We start from the raw sequence: 19,351 nt of genomic DNA on the forward strand, positions 1-19,351 counted from the left end.
GAATGAATGAGTTAGGCAAAACATCCCAGAATTCAGTCGCAAGCGACCAAGTCTCGATGATACATATCGACGACGGTTCGGCGGGGCAGCGGATCGATAATTTTCTGCTGCGCATTTGTAAAGGTGTGCCGAAAAGCCATATTTACCGCATCTTGCGCAGCGGCGAAGTGCGCGTCAATAAGGGCCGGGTCGATGCAAAGTACCGGCTCGCATATGGCGACGTCGTGCGCGTGCCGCCGGTGCGCGTCGCCCAGGGTTTCACGGAAGATTTCGCCGCGCCGGTGCCGGCCGCTCACTTCGATGTCCTGTTCGAGGATGAACACCTGCTCGTGATCGACAAGCCCGCCGGCGTCGCCGTGCACGGCGGCAGCGGCGTCGCGTTCGGCGTGATCGAGCAGATGCGCGAAGCGCAGCCGCAGGGGAAATTCCTCGAATTGGTGCACCGGCTCGACCGCGAGACGTCGGGCGTCCTGATGCTCGCCAAGAAGCGTGCGGCGCTCGTCGGCCTGCATGAGCAGATTCGCGACAACAAGATGGACAAGCGCTATTACGCGTGTGTCCACGGCGAATGGGCGAGCGACTGGGGCCGCCGGCGCGCGGTCAAGGAACCGCTGCACAAATATTCGACGCCCGACGGCGAGCGGCGCGTGCGCGTGCAGCCCGACGGCCTGCCGTCGCACACGGTCTTCAATCTGGTCGACCGCTGGGCGGATTACGTGCTGCTCGAAGCGGAACTGAAAACGGGGCGCACGCATCAGATTCGCGTCCATTTGGCGCATTTGGGGCTGCCGATCGTCGGCGACGCGAAATATGGCGATTTCGCCCTGAACAAGGCGCTGGCCCGCGCGAATGCGCGGCCGGGCCTCAAGCGGATGTTCCTGCATGCGCACCGGTTGCGCCTCACGCATCCGATTACCGGCGAGCCGCTGCAATTCGACGCGCCGCTGCCCGCCGAATGCCGGAGCTTTCTCGACCAACTGACCGAACTGCGCGACCAGAACACGCAGCGCGAAGCGCTTTGACACGCATGAGGACCGACAACCGCATGGCTCGACAGCAATTTGACCTGATCGTCTTCGACTGGGACGGCACGCTGATGAATTCGACAGCGCACATTACGCGCAGCATTCAGGCGGCGTGCCGCGATCTCGGCTTGCCGGTGCCGGCGGACGAGGCGGCGAGCTACGTGATCGGTCTCGGGTTGCGCGACGCGCTGCAAATCGCGGCGCCGACGCTCGATCCGTCCGACTATCCGCGCCTCGTGGAGCGCTACCGCGTCCACTATCTGGCGAAAGACGAGCACCAGGAGCTGTTTGCCGGCGTGCGCGAAATGCTGCGGGAGTTGCGCGACGTCGGTTATCTGCTGGGCGTCGCCACCGGCAAGAGCCGCGTCGGCCTGAATCGTGCGCTCGACCAGATGCATTTGACGAGCGTCTTCGACGGCACCCGCTGCGCGGACGAAACGTTTTCGAAGCCGCATCCGGCCATGCTGCAGGAGCTGACGCGCGAACTGGGGCAGGATCTCGACCGCACGGTGATGATCGGCGATACGACCCACGATCTGCAGATGGCCACCAACGCGGGCACCGCGAGCGTGGCAGTGACCTACGGCGCCCATCCCGCCGACGCCCTGGCCGCGCTCGAGCCCCGATTCGTCGCCGATAGCGTCGCCTCGCTCGCCCAGTGGCTGAGGGACTACGCATGAGCGAGGCGGCGCTCGAACCGGTGCGCGTTTGCGCGTCCGACGAACTCGTCGACGGCGCAATGGGGGTGCGCATGGCGGCCTCCTATCTCGGCGGTGACGCGGTCGTGTTCTTCGTCCGCTACGACGGCCGCGCCTACGGCTACCTGAACCGCTGCGCGCACGTGCCGATGGAGCTCGACTGGATGGAAGGCCAGTTCTTCGAATCGTCGGGTTTGTACTTAATGTGCGCCACGCACGGCGCGATCTACGCGCCGGACACCGGGCGCTGTGTCGGCGGCCCGTGCCGTGGCGGCAGGCTGCGTCCCGTTCAGGTCGACGAGCGGGATACGCCGGAAGGCCGCGCCGTGTTCTGGCTGCCCGACGGCGACCTGCGTCCGGCCACCCTTTGATTTTCAGATTAACGACCCATGGCCGACAACCTCAATCCCGATTCCAATGAACCTTCCCGCGCCGCTTCTCCGCCTGAAAACGGCAGTGCACGCGCAAAAGAGCGCGAGCCGAACTGGGAGCGTGCGGCGCTCGAGCGCATTGCGCTTGCCGCAATCAACGAACAGCGCGCGGCGCGGCGCTGGAAGATATTCTTCCGCTTCGCGTTCCTCGCGGTATTGCTGCTGGTGGTATGGGGGCTGTTCGATTTCTCCGGCGATAAGGTTACGACGAGCGGCCGGCACACCGCGCTCGTCTCGCTCGACGGCGAGATTTCGTCCGATACCAACGCGAACGCCGAAAACATCGACACCGCGCTCGACAACGCCTTCGACGACGATGGCACCATCGGCGTGATCCTGCGCAGCGACAGCCCGGGCGGCAGCCCGGTGCAGGCGGGCATCGTCAACAGCGAGATCCGCCGGCTGCGCGCCAAGTATCCGAGCAAGCCGCTCTACGTGGTGGTCGGCGACATGTGCGCCTCGGGCTGTTATTACGTCGCCGCCGCGGCCGACAAGATCTATGTCGACAAGGCGAGCATCGTCGGTTCGATCGGCGTTCTGATGGACGGGTTCGGGTTCACGGGGTTGATGGACAAGCTCGGCATCCAGCGGCGCCTGCGCACGTCGGGCGAAAACAAGGGCTTCTACGACCCGTTCTCGCCCGATACGCCGGCCATGGACACGCACGCGCAAGCGATGCTCGACCAGATTCACCGGCAATTCATCGACGCCGTGCGCCAAGGGCGCGGCAAGCGTTTGCATGAAACGCCGGAGATTTTTTCGGGACTGTTCTGGACAGGCGAGAAGAGCGTCGATCTGGGTCTCGCCGACGGCTTCGGCGACACCGACTATGTCGCGCGCGAAGTCATCAAGGCGCCGGACATCGTCGACTACACGGTGAAGGAAAGCATTACCGACCGCGTCGCGCGCAAGTTCGGCGCTGCAGTGGGCGATGCCGCCATGCACGCGATGATCCTCAGCGGGAAGATGCAATTGCGTTGATGGGCCGATGCCGGGCCTGGATGACGGCCCGGCTTGACTTCGCCTCGCTCTGCAGCCCGAGTCGGCCTTTGGGGCTTACGGTTTGCCGCATCCGCCAGGGCGGCAAGCTTCCTCGACGCAAGAGAATCGGTTTGGCGGTCGCGCGGGCCGTCAAACTGCCAGCAGCAGGAAAATCGCCGGCCGCTTGTGCAAATCGAGCGCAGGCGCCTTCTTCCATTCGGCGGCCGCGCGGCTGGCGATTGTTTCCGTATCGAGCGTCAAATCCACGGCGACACAAATCAGCGTCGACGGTGCGCAAGTCGCGATCAGCGTGTCGAGCAATGCCCGGTTGCGATAGGGCGTCTCGATGAAAATCTGCGTCTGCTTCGCTTTGCGCGACTGCTGTTCCAGTTCGCGCAGGCGCTTCGCGCGTTCCGCCGCATCGACCGGCAAATAGCCGTGGAACGCGAAGCTCTGGCCGTTCAGGCCGGAAGCCATCAATGCGAGCAGGATCGAACTCGGACCGACGAGCGGCACGACTTTCACGCCGCGCTCGTGCGCCCGCCGCACCAGCAGCGCTCCGGGGTCGGCGACTGCCGGACAGCCGGCTTCGGAGACCAGCCCCGCGTCGGCGCCGTTCAGGATCGGGGCGAGCAGGCGGTCGATTTCGCCAGTGGGCGTATTGACGTTCAGCTCGCGAATCTCGATTTCCTGAATCGGCCGCTCAGTGCCGACTTTCTTCAAGAACGCGCGGGTCGTTTTCGCGTTTTCGCCGATGTAGTAGCCGAGCGTGCCGGCGCGTGCCTGCACGGCGGCGGGCAGCACGGCGGCGAGCGCGTCGGCGTCGCCTTCGCCGAGCGTATTCGGAATCAAATACAGGACGCCGTTCATCGCGCACCTCGCAAGAGCGGATAGCCTGCCGCGCGCAGCATGCGCGTCAAGGCGATCAGCGGCAGGCCGATGAGCGCGGTCGGATCGTCGGAGTCGATCGCGTCGAGCAGCGCGATGCCGAGCCCTTCGGATTTGGCGCTGCCGGCACAGTCGTATGGCGCCTCGGCGCGTAAGTAAGCGTCGAGTTCGGCGTCCGGGAGGTCGCGAAACCGTACCCGCGTAATCACGTCTTCGACTTGGGCCGAGCCATCGCCGCTGTCGAGCAGGCACAGCGCGCTGTGGAATTCGACTTCGCGGCCGCGCATCGCTTGAAGCTGAGCGAGCGCATTTTCGTGCGTACCGGGCTTGCCGATCTGGTTGCCGTCGAACGTCGCGACCTGGTCCGAACCGATCACGAGTGCGCGGTGGCCGGCGTCGATGCCGAGTGCGGCCGCGCGCGCCTTCGCTTCGGCGAGCCGCAGCGCGGTGGCAGCCGGGGCCTCGCCCGCGAGCGGGGTTTCGTCGATGGCGGGCACGATCACCTCGTAGGGAAGGCGAAGGCGCTCGAGCAGTTCGCGGCGATAGCGGGAACTGGAGGCAAGAATCAGCCGCAACGGGCGATCGAGGGAGTCCGGCATGGTCTGAAAGGCGGTTGGATAGGCAGGCAAAAGGGGCGTGCGGGCAGCGCGGTCGGCGCGCCCTTAAGTATTTGACTCGTAAAGGTAAAGCAGATATGATGCTGGGCTTTTCATCGGTGTGCTATACGCGCGTGAGCAGAAGGTTCCTTCTCGGTTCGCCCTGAACGCCCGTCTGCAGTCTGCATGCCGATTAACCGGGCCAATAAATCGGACTAACCGGACGACTTGGCGCCAGGCTGAATTGGCCGGCCAAGAAATCCTCGCCGAAGCAGGAGCGCACATGACTGAACATCCTGGCAAACCTGCTGGCGCCGTCAACCCGCGTGATTTCGATGTCTTCGAATTTGCGCGAAGCGGGCGGCAGGCTGCGGGTGCTGTGCGCGTGTCGCAACTGCCGCGCATGTTAAACGAAGTCCCTGAGGAAGTGCCAGATCGCGACACCGCGTTCACCTGGCAAGCCGAAGGTTCGACGCAGCCGGAATTGCAGGACGACGGCACCGAAGGGCAGCAGCCTTACCTGCGGATCGCCGTGCACGGGTCCGCATGGCTAGAATGTCAGCGCTGTCTCGCGCCGTATGAGCAGGCGTTCGATATCGATGCCACGTACCGGTTGGTGGCCACCGAAGAAGAAGCGGATGAATTCCCGCTCGACGACGATGAAGTCGAAGTGATCGTAGGCTCCCGCCAGTTCGATCTCGTCGACTTGATCGAAGAGGAGCTGCTGCTTGCTCTTCCGCTCGTGCCGAAGCATGACGTGTGTCCGCAGGTGCACGAGAGTCTCGTCTCGGGCGTAGGCGGCGCCGAAGACGACGAAGGCGGTGAGGATCAGGGTGAGGCGGACGGCGAATCCGGTAAGCCAAACCCGTTTGCGGCGCTCGAAGCGCTAAAGCACGGTGGCCCCGGCGGCCGGAAGCACTGAAGGCGTTGAACAGTTGCAGGAGTAGCGCGATTGGGCGTCCTGGCCATTCGGCCAGTGGCTATGCCCAAATCGGGCTGTGTTAGAATTCGGAAAATTTTTAGGAGTTACCATGGCAGTCCAACAAAACAAGAAGTCGCCGTCGAAACGCGGCATGCATCGCTCGCACGATTTCCTGAGCGCCGCGCCTTTGGCCGTCGAGCCGAGCACCGGTGAAGCGCATCTGCGTCATCACATCAGCCCGAACGGCTACTATCGCGGCAAGAAAGTCGTCAAGACGAAGAACGACTAATCGTTTCTGCGCGCGGCGCATACTGTATTCATCAGTGGTTTCGCGCGCGGCGATCGGTTCGCTTGACATTTTCCCGGCTCGGCAAAAAGGCGGCATTCAACTGCCGCTTTTTTGTGCCTGAAGTTCGTCGCACTCCATGACTATAAAGCTCACGATTGATTGCATGGGAGGCGACCACGGCCCGTCCGTGACCGTGCCCGCTGCCGTCAATTTCGTTCGTTCGCATCCCGATGCACAGTTGAGGCTCGTCGGCATCGAAACTGCGATTCGTGCCCAACTCAAGAAATGCAAGGCGCCGGATAATCCTGCGCTGATCGTTGTCTCCGCCTCGGAAGTGGTCGCGATGGACGACCCTGTCGAAGTCGCGCTTCGAAAGAAAAAAGACTCGTCGATGCGCGTCGCGCTCAACGGCGTCAAGGAAGAAGAAGCGCAGGCCTGTATCTCTGCCGGCAACACCGGCGCGCTGATGGCCGTTTCCCGATATGTGCTGAAAACGCTGCCGGGCATCGAGCGCCCGGCGATCGCTTTTGCTCTGCCGAATCCGACCGGCTACACGACGATGCTCGATCTGGGCGCCAACGTCGATTGCGAGCCGCAGCATCTGCTGCAATTCGCCGAGATGGGGCACGCCCTTGTCTCTGCGCTTGAAGGCAAGGAGCGGCCGACCATCGGCCTCCTTAACATCGGCGAAGAAGTCATCAAAGGCAATGAGACGATCAAGCGCGCAGGCGAACTGCTGCGCTCGAGCACGCTCAACTTTCACGGCAACGTCGAAGGCAACGACATCTATAAAGGCACGGTCGACGTGATAGTCTGCGATGGCTTTGTCGGCAATGTCGCGCTGAAGACGTCGGAAGGTCTCGCGCAAATGCTTGCGGAGATCATCCGCGAGGAATTCGGGCGCTCGCTCCTCACCAAGGTGATGGCGGTGCTTGCGATGCCGGTATTGATGCGCTTCAAGAAGCGCGTCGACCATCGACAATATAACGGCGCCGCGCTGCTCGGCCTGCGCGGTCTCGTGATCAAGAGTCACGGTTCGGCGGATGCCTATGCATTTGAGTGGGCAATCAAACGCGGGTATGATGCCGTCAAAAACGGCGTGCTGGAGCGCCTCGTGCGCGCGATGGAAGAGAACGCGTCCCCCCTCGAACAGGCGGCGCGCGACGCAAACGGTGCGGGTTACGCAAGCCCCCCCGCCGGTCAGCCAGCCGAGCCCTACGCTGCGCTATCCTCGAAGGCATAATGGCTCAATCGAAAATTTATTCCCGCGTGCTCGGCACGGGCAGTTATCTGCCGCCTGGGCGAGTCACGAATCAGGAGTTGGCGGACCGTCTCGCCGACAACGGCATCGAAACGAGTGACGAATGGATCGTCGCCCGCACGGGCATCCATGCGCGTCATTTTGCCGAACCCAATGTGACGACGAGCGATCTCGCGCTGATCGCCTCGCAACGCGCGATCGAAGCGGCTGACATCGACCCGCAATCGATCGATCTCATCATCGTCGCCACGTCCACGCCCGACTTCGTCTTTCCGAGTTCGGCGTGCCTGCTGCAGAACAAGCTCGGAATCAAGAACAACGGCGCCGCGTTCGACGTGCAGGCCGTGTGTTCCGGCTTCGCTTATGCGCTTTCGACGGCCGACAACTTCATCCGCAGCGGTCAGCACCGCACGGCGCTTGTCGTGGGCGCGGAGACGTTCTCGCGCATTCTCGACTTCACCGACCGCACGACCTGCGTGCTGTTCGGCGACGGCGCCGGCGCCGTACTGATGCAAGCGTCCGACGAGCCGGGCGTGCTCGCGAGTGCGCTGCACGCCGACGGCAGCTACTCGGGCATCCTCTGCACGCCCGGGCACGTGAACGGCGGCGTCATTGCAGGCAGCGCGTTCCTCCACATGGACGGGCAGGCGGTGTTCAAGCTCGCCGTCAACGTGCTCGAGAAAGTGGCGATCGAAGCGCTGCACAAGGCGGACCTGGCTCCGGAACAGGTCGATTGGCTGATTCCGCACCAGGCCAATATCCGTATCATGACTAGCACCTGCCGCAAGCTCGGTTTGCCGCAGGAGCGGATGGTCGTCACGGTGGGCGAGCACGGCAATACGTCGGCGGCGTCCATTCCGCTTGCGCTGGACGTCGCCGTGCGCGACGGGCGCATCAAGCGCGGGCAGAACGTGCTGATCGAAGGCGTCGGCGGCGGCTTCACCTGGGGTGCGTCCGTCATTCGCTATTGACGCGGCTACGCGTGGGCGCCGGCTGTGGTGCCGCAGCGTGCGGTCATCCGGATTCGAATTCACCAAATTGGGGACGATATGAAATTTGCGTTCGTTTTTCCTGGGCAAGGCTCGCAGTCGGTCGGCATGCTCGACGCATTTGCCGATCACGCCATCGTGCGCGAGACCGTTCAGGAAGCGTCCGACGCAATTAATCAGGATCTCGGCAAACTGATTGCCGAAGGTCCGGCCGACGATCTGAATCTCACGACGAATACCCAGCCTGTCATGCTCACTGCCGCCTACGCGTGCTATCGCGTGTGGCAACAGGCGGGCGGTCCGGCGCCGTCGATCGTCGCGGGGCATAGCCTCGGCGAATATACGGCGCTCGTGGCGGCAGGTGCGCTGCAGTTTCGAGATGCGGTGCCGCTCGTGCGCTTTCGCGCACAGGCGATGCAGACGGCCGTGCCGGTCGGCGTCGGCGGCATGGCGGCGATTCTCGGTCTCGACGACGATGCCGTTCGTGCGGCTTGTGCAGAAGCGTCGAGCGAAGGCGTCGTCGAAGCGGTCAATTTCAACGCGCCGGCCCAAGTCGTGATCGCGGGTGATAAGGCCGCGGTCGAGAAAGCGTGCGAAATCGCCAAGGCAAAGGGCGCCAAACGCGCGCTGCCGCTGCCGGTTTCCGCGCCGTTCCATTCGTCGCTGCTCAAGCCGGCGTCCGATCAACTGCGCGAATACCTGGCAGGCGTCGAAGTCAGCGTGCCGCAGATCCCGGTCGTCAATAACGTCGACGTCGCCCAGGTTGCCGAGCCGGCGGCGATCAAGGACGCGCTGGTGCGCCAGGCTGCCGGCGCGGTGCGCTGGGTCGAATGCGTGCAGGCCATCGCCAAAGGGGGCGTGACGCACGTGATCGAATGCGGTCCGGGCAAGGTGCTCGCGGGGTTGACGAAGCGGATCGACGGCAACTTGATTGGGGGCGCAATCACCGATCCGGCATCGCTCGACGAAACGCTCAAGCTCGTAACCGCTTGAGTTGCGCTTGAGTTGCATCAAGCAACATTAACAATCGGTCGGCCAGAATCCAATCCGCCCGAAAGTAGGCAATTCGGACAAACATGGGAAAGACTCTCGATAAGCAGATCGCGATCGTGACGGGTGCGTCGCGCGGTATCGGCCGCGCGATCGCCCTGGAACTGGCGCGTCAAGGCGCGACCGTGATCGGCACGGCGACGAGCGAAGCCGGCGCGAACGGCATCGGAGAAGCCTTCGCGAGCGAAGGGCTCACGGGCCGTGGCGTAGTGCTCAACGTCAACGATGCAGCGGCGGTGGAAGCGCTCATCGATTCGACGGTGAAAGAATTCGGCGCTCTGAACGTGCTCGTCAACAACGCGGGCATCACGCAGGATCAGTTGACGATGCGCATGAAGGACGACGATTGGGACGCGGTGATCGACACCAACCTCAAGGCCGTCTTCCGCCTGTCGCGCGCGGTGCTGCGTCCGATGATGAAGGCGCGCGGCGGCCGGATTATCAACATCACGTCGGTAGTGGGCTCGGCCGGCAATCCAGGCCAAGCCAACTATGCGGCCGCGAAGGCCGGCGTGGCAGGGATGACGCGTGCGCTCGCGCGCGAAATTGGCAGCCGCGGCATTACCGTGAATTGCGTCGCGCCGGGCTTCATCGATACCGACATGACGAAGGTTCTGCCGGAAGAGCAGCAAACCGCGCTGAAGGCGCAAATTCCGCTGGGCCGCCTGGGCAGCCCGGACGACATCGCGCACGCCGTCGCGTTCCTTGCCTCGCCGCAGGCCGGGTACATCACCGGCACGACGCTGCATGTGAACGGCGGCATGTTCATGTCGTAACGAAATTCGTTTATTATCCGCGCCTTGGTACGTTCGCGAGAACGCTTGGCGCTTGCCTGACCACGAACCTCGTGCGCGCTTTTTTGCCTGGGCAAACCTGATAAAATGCGCGCACTCGTATTTTTGAACTTCTTTCCCTCGGAGGGGTAATGGACAATATCGAACAGCGCGTCAAGAAGATCGTCGCAGAACAACTGGGCGTTGCCGAAGCTGATATCAAGTACGAATCGTCGTTCGTGGACGACCTCGGCGCAGACTCGCTGGATACCGTCGAGCTCGTGATGGCGCTGGAAGACGAATTCGGTATGGAAATTCCGGATGAAGAAGCCGAAAAGATCACGACCGTCCAGCAAGCGATCGACTACGCTCGCGCCAACGTCAAGGCGTAAGGACGATTTACGCGCTCGTTGCCGCGTTGGCTGCGTTAGACGCGTTGACACGTTGGATGCTGACGCAGGTGCCGCGCGGGTGCCGAACTAACAGCCACAGGGCTCACAGGGCAATTTCCTGTGGCCGCTGTGGCTTTTGCTTTTGTCATTCTATGGAAAAGGGGTTACCGTGAGCCGCCGTCGTGTTGTTGTTACAGGCCTCGGGCTGATTTCGCCTGTTGGCAATAATGTTGCTGACGGCTGGGCCAATTTGGTGGCCGGCAAGTCCGGCATTGCCAACATCACGAAGTTCGACGCAACGAACTTCTCGACCCGCTTCGCCGGCGAGGTCAAGGGCTTCAACATCGAAGACTACATCCCGGCCAAGGAAGCGCGCCATATGGATACATTCATCCATTATGGCGTGGCCGCGGGCATCCAGGCGATGCAGGACAGCGGCTTCGAAGTCACCGAAGAGAATGCGGAGCGTGTCGGCGTGGTCGTCGGCTCCGGCATCGGGGGCCTGCCGATGATCGAAGTCACGCAGACGGAGTTGCTCAATCGCGGCCCGCGTCGCATTTCGCCGTTCTTCGTGCCGGCATCGATCATCAACATGATCTCGGGCCATCTGTCGATCAAATTCGGCATCAAAGGCCCGAACTTGGCGATCGTTACTGCGTGTACGACCGGCCTGCATTGCATCGGCGAAGCATCGCGCCTGATCGAATACGGCGATGCCGACGTGATGATCGCGGGCGGCGCGGAATCGACCGTCTCGCCGCTCGGCATCGGCGGGTTCGCGGCGGCGCGCGCGCTGTCGCAGCGCAATGACGATCCCGCGACGGCGAGCCGTCCGTGGGACAAGGACCGCGATGGCTTCGTGCTCGGCGAAGGCGCCGGCGTGATGGTGCTCGAGGAGTACGAGCATGCGAAGGCTCGTGGCGCGAAGGTCTATGCGGAAATCTCGGGCTACGGGATGAGCGGCGACGCCTACCACATGACCGCGCCGCTGGAAGACGGCGACGGCGCCCGCCGATGCATGCTGGCCGCGTTGAAGAACGCCGGCATCAACGGCGATCAGGTGAACTACCTGAACGCACATGGTACGTCGACGCCGCTCGGCGATCTGGCTGAGACGACCGGCATCAAGCGCGCGTTCGGCGATCACGCGACGAAGGTGGTCGTGAACTCGACGAAATCAATGACCGGGCACCTGCTCGGCGGCGCGGGCGGGCTGGAATCGGTGTTCACCGTGCTGGCCGTGCATCACCAGGTCTCGCCGCCGACCATCAACATCTTCAATCAAGATCCGGAGTGCGATCTCGACTACTGCGCCAATACGGCGCGGGAGATGAAGATCGACGTCGCGCTGAAGAACTCGTTCGGGTTCGGCGGCACGAACGGCACGCTGGTGTTCAAGCGCGTCTGAGTATTTGACGAGCGATCTGCAAGTTGAGTCCTCAAGCGGAACGCCGCAGCCTGTGGTGCTGCGGCGTTCCCTCGCGCTGCGTGCGGCAATGGCGGTGTTCGCATTGATCGCTTCCTGCGCTGTCTATAACGTGGCCGCGCCTCACTGCGGCATCGGGCAAGCCGTCTGGCTCGCCGCGGTCACCCTCTCGCTGATGACGCTGGGCATGCTCGCTCATGAGCGGCGGCAGCCTGCCGTGCTTAAAATCGGGCCGGATGGGATCGTGACCTTGAGCCATGCTGGCGCGGTGATGCTTGCCGGCCGTATCGTCGGCTTTTCGCAGTGGACGGGCCTCCTTCTCGTGCTGGCCGTTGTCGGCCGAGACGAAAAAGGGGCGATCCGCCCGCTGTTGATTCCGGCCGATTCGCTGCCATCCGATTCGTTCCGCGAACTGGCCGTGAAGGCCCGCCATGGCGCGCGTTGAGCTGTAACGACTGTAACGGCTGTTACGCGCGTAACGTCGGGCGATCACGGGGACGTTACAATATCGCTCCGCGGGGCACTTCTCAGTGAACGGATTTATCAGGTGAGCGAAAAAGAAATTGATCAGGTCTTGGTCGAGCGCGTTCAGAAGGGCGACAAGGCGGCGTTCGAACTGCTGGTCACCAAATACCACCGCAAGATCATCCGGCTGATCTCGCGCCTCGTGCGGGACCCCGCCGAGGTCGAGGACGTGGCCCAAGACGCCTTCATCAAGGCTTACCGTGCACTCCCGCAGTTTCGCGGCGAGTCGGCGTTCTATACGTGGTTGTACCGAATTGCGGTCAATACCGCCAAGAATTACCTTGCAACCCAAGGGCGGCGGGCGCCCACTTCGACTGAGGCGGACGCCGAGGAAGCTGAAACTTTCTCGGATGCCGACCAACTAAGGGATATCAACACGCCCGAGTCGATGTTGATGAGCAAGCAGATCGCACAGACGGTCAATGCTGCGATGGCGGTTTTACCGGAAGAGCTGCGCACCGCCATTACTCTTCGTGAAATTGAAGGTCTGAGCTACGAAGAAATCGCGGAAATGATGGGGTGCCCGATCGGCACGGTCAGGTCCCGTATTTTTCGTGCTCGCGAAGCCATTGCGGCGAAGTTGCGTCCCTTGCTGGACACACCCGAAGGCAAACGCTGGTAGCACGAGGCTGTGACCGGTTGGCTGGCAGGGGCTAGGCGCAATGAACTGGGTTAGGTGGTGTCACTACGGGGTGTCGTAAGAATGGGGAGCATCATGGGGTCGGTCTCGATGCAATCGCAAGCGTGCTCGCGAGGCGAGCGTCTATCCGCTTTTGTCGACGGTGAGTCGCTGGGCGAAATCGAGGGTTTTGGCAGTCTCTTTGCCGAATTGAACGGCGAGGATCGCGCCGCGTGGTCGAGCTACCACCTGATCGGCGACGCGCTGCGTTCCGATGACTTGGCGGTGAGTTCGGCAACCAGCAGCGCGTTTCTCGCGGGCTTCGCCGCGCGCCTGGAAGCCGAGCCGCATGTGCTCGCGCCTGCCGCGGTGCCGGCTTCGAAACCGCTGTCGGCGCTGCGCCGCCGCGTCGTGCCGGTGTTTGCCGTCGCCGCCGCGGCCGCAACGCTGACCTGGATCGTCGTGCCGCAATTGCAGCGTGTGGACGGTGCGTCCGGCGGCGTGCAAACGGCGTCGGTCGGGTCGGATAGCGTGCAGCGAGTCGCGATGGCGTCCGCGCCGACGGGGCCGACGCGTCCGGCGCAGGAGATGAATATCATCCGCGACGCGAGCCTTGATCAATATCTCGAAGCGCATCAGCAGTTTGCTCAGCAGCCGGTCGTACCGGGCTCGATGCCGCTGATCCGCGCGGCTGCCGTCACTTCGCAAGGCCAATAGACTGATGCGAAACCTGCGGTTGAACAAGACCATTGCTTGGGGGCGGCTGCCGGTATTCCTGTTCTGTGCTGCCGCATTGTTGTCCATCACGCCGCGGGTATTCGCGCAAGCCAGCGATGCGCTGGCCGCTCGCAAGAGCGCCGCGGAGTGGCTCGATCGAATCCATCAGGCCGCGCAGCAGGAGAATTACGAAGGTACGTTCGTCTATCAGCGCGGTACGTTCGTGCAGTCGTCACGCATCTCGCATTACGCAACACGCAACGACGGCGAATTCGAGCAGCTCGAAAGCCTCGACGGCAAGCCGCGCAAGCTGCTGCGTCATAACGATGAGCTTTACACCTTCATTCCGGAGCGGCGTCTGTGCGTAGTCGAAAAGCGCCAGAACAAGGATTCGTTTCCGGCGTTGCTCGGCACGAACGCCGAGCAGGTCCTGACCGTGTACGATCCGAAGCTGCTCGGCGCCGACCGCGTGGCGGGGATCGATGCCACCGTCATGGAGCTCGATCCCAAGGATAGCTACCGCTTCGCCTACAAGCTCTGGGCGGATGCCAAGACCGGCCTGCTGCTGCGCGCGCAGACACTCGATTCGGCCGGGCAGGTGCTCGAGCAGATTTCGTTTACGGAACTGCGCATCGGCGGCCCTGCGGAGAAGGCGTCGATTGTCGCCGGCATCCGCAACACCGCGGGCTGGACCGTTGTGCGGCCGCCGGTGGAGCCGGTCGACATGGAAGCGCAAGGCTGGCAGATGACGCCCAACGTGCCGGGCTTCCGAAAGATCCGCGAATTGCGCAGGCCGATGGCCGCGCGCGACGCCGGCGATCCGCCGATTCCGGTCGATCAGGCCGTGTTCTCCGACGGCCTCTCGGCAATCTCCATCTTCATCGAGCCCGCCGAAAAGAACTCACGCAAAGAAGGGACCGGCAACAGCGGCGCCACGCATGTCCTCGTCAAGCGGTACGGCGACTTCTGGATCACGCTGCTTGGCGAAGTTCCGCAAACAACCTTGCAGCAGTTTGCGTCTGCCATAGAATACAAGGCTCCCAAGTAATTCTTCGGTTTTCCTCCCTATGACGAATCTCTCGGTGCGCAAACTCCTCGCGGCCGCGGTCGTGGCCGTCTGTCTGCCGCTCCTGCCCCATTCGGCGTCGGCGATGCCGGCAGCCAATCTGCCCGATTTCACCGATCTCGTCGACAAGGTAGGGCCGGCCGTCGTCAACATCCGCACGACGACGCGCGTGACAAGCGACAACAACAGTTCGCGTGCGCTTCCGCCGGGCATGGACGACGGCGACATGTCGGAGTTCTTCCGCCGTTTCTTCGGCATTCCGCTGCCGCAGCCGGGTACGCCCCGGGGTGGCGGTAATGGCGGTAATGGCGGTGGAAACGGCAATAACGGCGGCAGCGGCGGTTCGGATTCGCCGGACAACTCCGATGCCGAGCAAAACAGCGGCGTGGGTTCGGGATTCATCCTGTCCGCCGACGGCTACGTGATGACGAACGCCCACGTGATCGACGATGCCGATAACATCTACGTCACGCTGACCGACAAGCGCGAATTCAAGGCGAGGCTGATCGGCGTCGACGACCGGACGGACGTCGCGGTCGTCAAGATCACCGCCAACAACCTGCCGACCGTCACGATCGGCGATTCGAACAAAGTGCGCGTCGGCGAATGGGTCGTCGCGATCGGCTCGCCGTTCGGGCTCGACAACACGGTGACGGCGGGCATCGTCAGCGCGAAGGGCCGCGATACCGGTGATTACCTGCCGTTCATTCAGACGGACGTTGCCGTGAACCCCGGCAACTCGGGCGGTCCGCTGATCAACATGCAGGGCGAAGTGATCGGCATCAACTCGCAGATCTACAGCCGTACTGGCGGCTTCATGGGCATTTCGTTCGCGATTCCGATCGACGAAGCGATGCGCGTTGCTGACCAGTTGAAGGCTAGCGGCAAGGTTACGCGCGGGCGGATTGCGGTCGCGATTGGCGAAGTGACGAAGGACGTCGCCGATTCGCTCGGCCTGCCGAAGTCGCAGGGCGCGCTTGTCTCCAGTGTCGAGCCGGGCGGCCCGGCGGACAAGGCCGGCGTGCAGCCAGGCGACATCATTCTCAAGTTCAACGGACAGCCGGTCGATACGGCCACCGACTTGCCGCGCATGGTCGGCGATACGAAACCCGGTTCGAAGGCGACAATCACGGTGTGGCGCAAGGGCCAGGTGCGGGATCTCCCGATCACGGTCACCGAGATGCAGACGGACAAGGTCGCGAAGGCGGACCAGCGCAACAAGTCGCCGTCACCGAAGCAGCGCGCGAGCAACGTGCTCGGCATCGCTGTGGTCGACATTCCGACTGATCAGCAGAAGGCGCTGAAGCTGCGCAACGGCGGCGTGCAGGTCGACGTCGTGGACGGGCCGGCGGCCCGCGTCGGGCTGCAGAAGGGCGACATCATCCTGCGCGTCGGCGATACCGACATCTTGAGCGCGAAGCAATTCGACGATGTCACCGCGCATCTGGATCCGCAAAAGATGGTCGCCGTGCTCGTGCGGCGCGGCGATAACACGCAGTTCGTGCCGATCCGGCCTCGGGCTCCGGCGCAGAAATAATGGATGCATTGCGCGCGCCACGGCTGACGTTGTACGGGCGTGCGTGGTGCCATCTGTGCGATGACATGCGGGCCGAGCTCGAGCCGCTTCTGGCGGAGTTCGGCGCGCAGGTGACCGTAGTCGACGTCGATTCCGATCCAGTGCTCGAGGCGCTCTATAACGAGCGGGTTCCGGTGCTGGTGTGCGACGGCGTCGAGTTGTGCCACTACCGGCTAGACGCGGCGCGCGTGCGTGCGGCGCTCGCGATCCGGGCCGCGCGGATTTGAGCGGCTATGCGCCAAGGCCGGTAAAATCCGCCCTCGGAAAGCCTTTTCGGCTAAAATAGATAAGTTTTTCATTTACTTACAAGGCGTGCTCCGCGGTCGTCCGAGCGCGCCTTTTTCGCTTGATCGGCACTGAATGAATCATATTCGTAACTTTTCGATCATTGCGCACATCGACCATGGCAAGTCGACGCTCGCCGATCGCATCATCCAGATTTGCGGCGGCTTGTCCGACCGCGAAATGGAATCGCAGGTGCTCGATTCGATGGATCTCGAACGCGAGCGCGGCATCACGATCAAGGCGCAGACGGCAGCGCTGTCGTATCGCGCACGCGATGGCAAGGTCTACAACCTGAACCTGATCGACACCCCGGGACACGTCGATTTCTCATATGAAGTCAGCCGCTCGCTGTCGGCGTGCGAAGGCGCGCTGCTCGTCGTCGATGCGAGCCAGGGCGTCGAGGCGCAGACCGTCGCGAACTGCTATACGGCCATCGAGCTTGGCGTCGAAGTGGTGCCGGTCCTCAACAAGATCGATTTGCCCGCGGCCAATCCGGCCAACGCGATCGCCGAAATCGAAGACGTGATCGGCATCGATGCGGGCGACGCCACGCACTGCAGCGCGAAGACCGGGCAGGGCGTCGAAGATGTGCTCGAAGCGCTGATTGCGAAGGTTCCGCCGCCGAAGGGCGATCCCGATGGCCCGCTGCAGGCGCTCATCATCGATTCGTGGTTCGACAACTACGTCGGCGTCGTGATGCTCGTGCGCATCGTCAACGGCACGCTGCGCCCGAAGGACAAGATCAAGATGATGGCGACCGAAGCGCAATACCCGGTCGAGCATGTCGGGGTGTTCACGCCCAAATCGAGGGATCTCGATGAGCTGTCGGCAGGGCAGGTGGGCTTCATCATCGCGGGCATCAAGGAGTTGACGGCGGCGAAGGTCGGCGATACGGTCACGCTCGCCAACAAGCCGGCGCCGGCGCCGCTGCCGGGCTTCAAGGAAGTGAAGCCGCAGGTGTTCGCGGGGCTTTACCCGGTCGAAGCGAACCAGTACGACGCGCTGCGCGAATCGCTCGAAAAGCTGAAGCTGAACGATGCGTCGCTGCAGTACGAGCCGGAAGTGTCGCAGGCCCTCGGCTTCGGTTTCCGTTGCGGCTTCCTGGGTCTCTTGCATATGGAAATCGTGCAGGAGCGGCTCGAACGCGAGTTCGACATGGACCTCATCACCACCGCGCCGACGGTGGTCTACGAAGTCGTGCAGCGCGACGGCTCGATCATCATGGTCGAAAATCCGGCGAAGATGCCCGACCCGTCGAAGACCGAGGAAATCCGCGAGCCGATCGTCACCGTGAACCTGTACATGCCGCAGGATTACGTCGGCTCGGTCATCACGCTGTGCACGCAAAAGCGCGGCTCGCAGATCAACATGCAGTACCACGGCCGCCAGGTGCAGTTGACGTACGAAATCCCGATGGCGGAAATTGTGCTCGACTTCTTCGACCGATTGAAATCGGTGTCGCGCGGCTATGCGTCGATGGACTACGAGTTCAAGGAATATCGTGCGTCGGACGTCGTCAAGGTCGACATGCTGATCAACGGCGACAAGGTCGATGCGCTGTCGGTGATCGTGCACCGCTCGCAGTCGCAGTATCGCGGCCGCGAAGTCGCGTCGAAGATGCGCGAGATCATCCCGCGCCAGATGTACGACGTGGCGATTCAGGCGACGATCGGCGCGCACATCATCGCGCGCGAGAACATCAAGGCGCTGCGCAAGAACGTGCTTGCGAAGTGCTACGGCGGCGACATCACGCGGAAAAAGAAGCTGTTGGAAAAACAAAAAGAAGGCAAGAAGCGAATGAAGCAAGTCGGGTCCGTCGAGATCCCGCAGGAGGCTTTCCTCGCAATCTTGCGCGTCGAAGACAAATAACAGGATCTCTCTAACAACATGAATTTTGCGCTGATTCTTTTTGTGCTCGTCATTTTGACCGGCATCGCGTGGGTAGCAGACAAACTCGTTTTTCAGCCGCAACGGCGGCGCGCAGCGGACGCCGCGGTTGCCGAGTTCGAGCGGCAGCAGCAGCGTGTCGGTGAGCGCTTCGCCGACGAAAATGCGCCGCAAACGCGCGCTCGCATCCGCGACGACAAGCTGCGCCAGCCGTGGTGGCTCGAGTACACGGCGAGCTTCTTTCCGGTGATTCTGGTGGTGTTCGCCGTGCGTTCGTTCGTCATCGAGCCGTTCAAGATTCCGTCGGGCTCCATGGTGCCGACGCTGCTCGTCGGCGACTTCATCCTCGTCAATAAATTCGACTACGGCCTGCGTCTGCCGATGACCAACACGAAGATCACGCAGGGCCGGCCGCTCGAGCGCGGCGACGTCGTCGTGTTCCGCTATCCGAAGGACGAGTCGGTCGACTACATCAAGCGCGTGATCGGTTTGCCCGGCGACGTGATCGCGTATCAAGACAAGAAGCTGACGATCAACGGCAAGCCAGTGCCCGAAACGCCGCTGCCCGATTACTTCGATGAAGAGCGCATCGGCTACGCGAAGCAGTTCGAAGAGGACATCAACGGCCGCAAGAACGCCATTCTGAACAATCCCGCGGTGCCGCCGTTTGTGGTCGGCGCCGACGATTACCCTTATCGCGACAATTGCGAATACAACAGCGAAGGCGTGATCTGCAAAGTGCCGCCGGGCAACTACTTCATGATGGGCGACAACCGAGACAACAGTGCGGACAGCCGCTACTGGGGCTTCGTGCCCGATCAGAATCTCGTCGGCCGCGCGTTCTTCATCTGGATGAACTTCAGCAACCTGAAGCGCATCGGTTCATTCCACTGATTGCCGATCTCGATGTCAAACGTGCCGCGCATTTTCAGCACGGCGCGATTGCGACGCTACT

22 protein-coding genes are annotated in these 19,351 nt (G+C 62.7%); 20 read left to right on the forward strand and 2 right to left on the reverse strand.

The genetic code is table 11. The annotated features are described in order from the left end of the window. The first annotated feature begins 2 nt into the window (after nucleotides 1-2). From J3489_RS16045 to J3489_RS16060, 4 genes are read left to right on the forward strand one after another with little or no spacing between them, the layout of a single operon-like run. Nucleotides 3-1,022 (forward strand): RluA family pseudouridine synthase, encoded by a 1,020-nt coding sequence (locus J3489_RS16045; protein WP_206999611.1) that lies wholly within the window; start codon nucleotides 3-5, stop codon nucleotides 1,020-1,022. Between the two features lie 23 nt (nucleotides 1,023-1,045). Then, nucleotides 1,046-1,705 carry an HAD family hydrolase gene (locus J3489_RS16050; RefSeq protein WP_206999613.1) on the forward strand — a complete coding sequence of 220 codons (660 nt, stop codon included), beginning with the start codon at nucleotides 1,046-1,048 and terminating at the stop codon, nucleotides 1,703-1,705. Continuing rightward, complete coding sequence (locus tag J3489_RS16055; protein ID WP_206999614.1) at nucleotides 1,702-2,094, forward strand: Rieske (2Fe-2S) protein; 393 nt, start codon at nucleotides 1,702-1,704, stop codon at nucleotides 2,092-2,094. The genes J3489_RS16050 and J3489_RS16055 overlap by 4 nt, the downstream gene beginning before the upstream one ends. An 18-nt stretch (nucleotides 2,095-2,112) precedes the next feature. Next, nucleotides 2,113-3,135: a S49 family peptidase gene (locus tag J3489_RS16060; RefSeq protein ID WP_206999616.1), complete on the forward strand. Its 1,023-nt coding sequence runs from the start codon at nucleotides 2,113-2,115 to the stop codon at nucleotides 3,133-3,135. Nucleotides 3,136-3,285: 150 nt separating this feature from the next. On the opposite strand, the gene J3489_RS16065 is transcribed toward J3489_RS16060, so the two are convergent. Both J3489_RS16065 and J3489_RS16070 read right to left on the reverse strand, forming a co-directional pair. Further along, nucleotides 3,286-4,005, reverse strand: a complete 720-nt coding sequence (locus tag J3489_RS16065; RefSeq protein WP_206999618.1) for an SAM-dependent methyltransferase — start codon at nucleotides 4,003-4,005, stop codon at nucleotides 3,286-3,288. After that, nucleotides 4,002-4,622 (reverse strand): Maf-like protein, encoded by a 621-nt coding sequence (locus tag J3489_RS16070; RefSeq protein ID WP_206999620.1) that lies wholly within the window; start codon nucleotides 4,620-4,622, stop codon nucleotides 4,002-4,004. The genes J3489_RS16065 and J3489_RS16070 overlap by 4 nt, the downstream gene beginning before the upstream one ends. A 280-nt stretch (nucleotides 4,623-4,902) precedes the next feature. Here J3489_RS16070 and J3489_RS16075 point away from each other — a divergent pair, with 280 nt between their 5' ends. From J3489_RS16075 to lepB, 16 genes are all read left to right on the forward strand, one after another. After that, entirely contained in the window at nucleotides 4,903-5,541 is a 639-nt protein-coding gene (locus tag J3489_RS16075; RefSeq protein ID WP_206999622.1) for a DUF177 domain-containing protein, read from the forward strand. A gap of 109 nt (nucleotides 5,542-5,650) precedes the next feature. After that, nucleotides 5,651-5,830, forward strand: a complete 180-nt coding sequence (gene rpmF / locus J3489_RS16080) for a 50S ribosomal protein L32 (RefSeq protein WP_206999623.1) — start codon at nucleotides 5,651-5,653, stop codon at nucleotides 5,828-5,830. A 136-nt stretch (nucleotides 5,831-5,966) separates the two neighbouring features. Continuing rightward, nucleotides 5,967-7,073, forward strand: a complete 1,107-nt coding sequence (plsX, locus tag J3489_RS16085; RefSeq protein ID WP_206999626.1) for a phosphate acyltransferase PlsX — start codon at nucleotides 5,967-5,969, stop codon at nucleotides 7,071-7,073. Continuing rightward, nucleotides 7,073-8,062, forward strand: coding sequence for a beta-ketoacyl-ACP synthase III (locus J3489_RS16090; protein ID WP_206999627.1), 990 nt, complete (start codon nucleotides 7,073-7,075; stop codon nucleotides 8,060-8,062). Before plsX ends, J3489_RS16090 begins: the two co-directional genes overlap by 1 nt. A gap of 78 nt (nucleotides 8,063-8,140) precedes the next feature. Further along, nucleotides 8,141-9,073 (forward strand): ACP S-malonyltransferase, encoded by a 933-nt coding sequence (fabD, locus tag J3489_RS16095; protein WP_206999629.1) that lies wholly within the window; start codon nucleotides 8,141-8,143, stop codon nucleotides 9,071-9,073. A gap of 83 nt (nucleotides 9,074-9,156) precedes the next feature. Next, nucleotides 9,157-9,906, forward strand: coding sequence for a 3-oxoacyl-ACP reductase FabG (fabG, locus tag J3489_RS16100; RefSeq protein WP_206999631.1), 750 nt, complete (start codon nucleotides 9,157-9,159; stop codon nucleotides 9,904-9,906). Nucleotides 9,907-10,055: 149 nt separating this feature from the next. Next, nucleotides 10,056-10,295 (forward strand): acyl carrier protein, encoded by a 240-nt coding sequence (gene acpP, locus J3489_RS16105; RefSeq protein ID WP_206999633.1) that lies wholly within the window; start codon nucleotides 10,056-10,058, stop codon nucleotides 10,293-10,295. Nucleotides 10,296-10,464: 169 nt separating this feature from the next. Further along, nucleotides 10,465-11,703: a beta-ketoacyl-ACP synthase II gene (fabF, locus tag J3489_RS16110; protein WP_206999635.1), complete on the forward strand. Its 1,239-nt coding sequence runs from the start codon at nucleotides 10,465-10,467 to the stop codon at nucleotides 11,701-11,703. A 4-nt stretch (nucleotides 11,704-11,707) separates the two neighbouring features. After that, complete coding sequence (locus J3489_RS16115) at nucleotides 11,708-12,166, forward strand: hypothetical protein (RefSeq protein WP_206999637.1); 459 nt, start codon at nucleotides 11,708-11,710, stop codon at nucleotides 12,164-12,166. 102 nt (nucleotides 12,167-12,268) lie between these two features. Next, a complete protein-coding gene (gene rpoE / locus J3489_RS16120) occupies nucleotides 12,269-12,868 on the forward strand; it encodes an RNA polymerase sigma factor RpoE (protein WP_136897381.1) in 600 nt (199 codons plus the stop codon). A gap of 93 nt (nucleotides 12,869-12,961) precedes the next feature. Beyond that, complete coding sequence (locus tag J3489_RS16125; RefSeq protein WP_206999639.1) at nucleotides 12,962-13,582, forward strand: sigma-E factor negative regulatory protein; 621 nt, start codon at nucleotides 12,962-12,964, stop codon at nucleotides 13,580-13,582. Nucleotides 13,583-13,586: 4 nt separating this feature from the next. Then, on the forward strand, nucleotides 13,587-14,630 hold the full coding sequence (locus J3489_RS16130) for a MucB/RseB C-terminal domain-containing protein (protein WP_206999641.1): 1,044 nt from the start codon (nucleotides 13,587-13,589) through the stop codon (nucleotides 14,628-14,630). 19 nt (nucleotides 14,631-14,649) lie between these two features. Next, nucleotides 14,650-16,185: a DegQ family serine endoprotease gene (locus J3489_RS16135; protein WP_206999643.1), complete on the forward strand. Its 1,536-nt coding sequence runs from the start codon at nucleotides 14,650-14,652 to the stop codon at nucleotides 16,183-16,185. Further along, complete coding sequence (locus J3489_RS16140) at nucleotides 16,185-16,451, forward strand: glutaredoxin family protein (protein ID WP_206999644.1); 267 nt, start codon at nucleotides 16,185-16,187, stop codon at nucleotides 16,449-16,451. Before J3489_RS16135 ends, J3489_RS16140 begins: the two co-directional genes overlap by 1 nt. Before the next feature lie 133 nt (nucleotides 16,452-16,584). Further along, nucleotides 16,585-18,378 carry a translation elongation factor 4 gene (gene lepA, locus J3489_RS16145; RefSeq protein WP_206999646.1) on the forward strand — a complete coding sequence of 598 codons (1,794 nt, stop codon included), beginning with the start codon at nucleotides 16,585-16,587 and terminating at the stop codon, nucleotides 18,376-18,378. An 18-nt stretch (nucleotides 18,379-18,396) separates the two neighbouring features. Further along, nucleotides 18,397-19,290 carry a signal peptidase I gene (lepB, locus tag J3489_RS16150; RefSeq protein WP_206999648.1) on the forward strand — a complete coding sequence of 298 codons (894 nt, stop codon included), beginning with the start codon at nucleotides 18,397-18,399 and terminating at the stop codon, nucleotides 19,288-19,290. Nucleotides 19,291-19,351 lie beyond the last annotated feature (61 nt).

Source organism: Trinickia mobilis (assembly GCF_017315705.1).
GTDB lineage: Bacteria > Pseudomonadota > Gammaproteobacteria > Burkholderiales > Burkholderiaceae > Trinickia_A > Trinickia_A mobilis.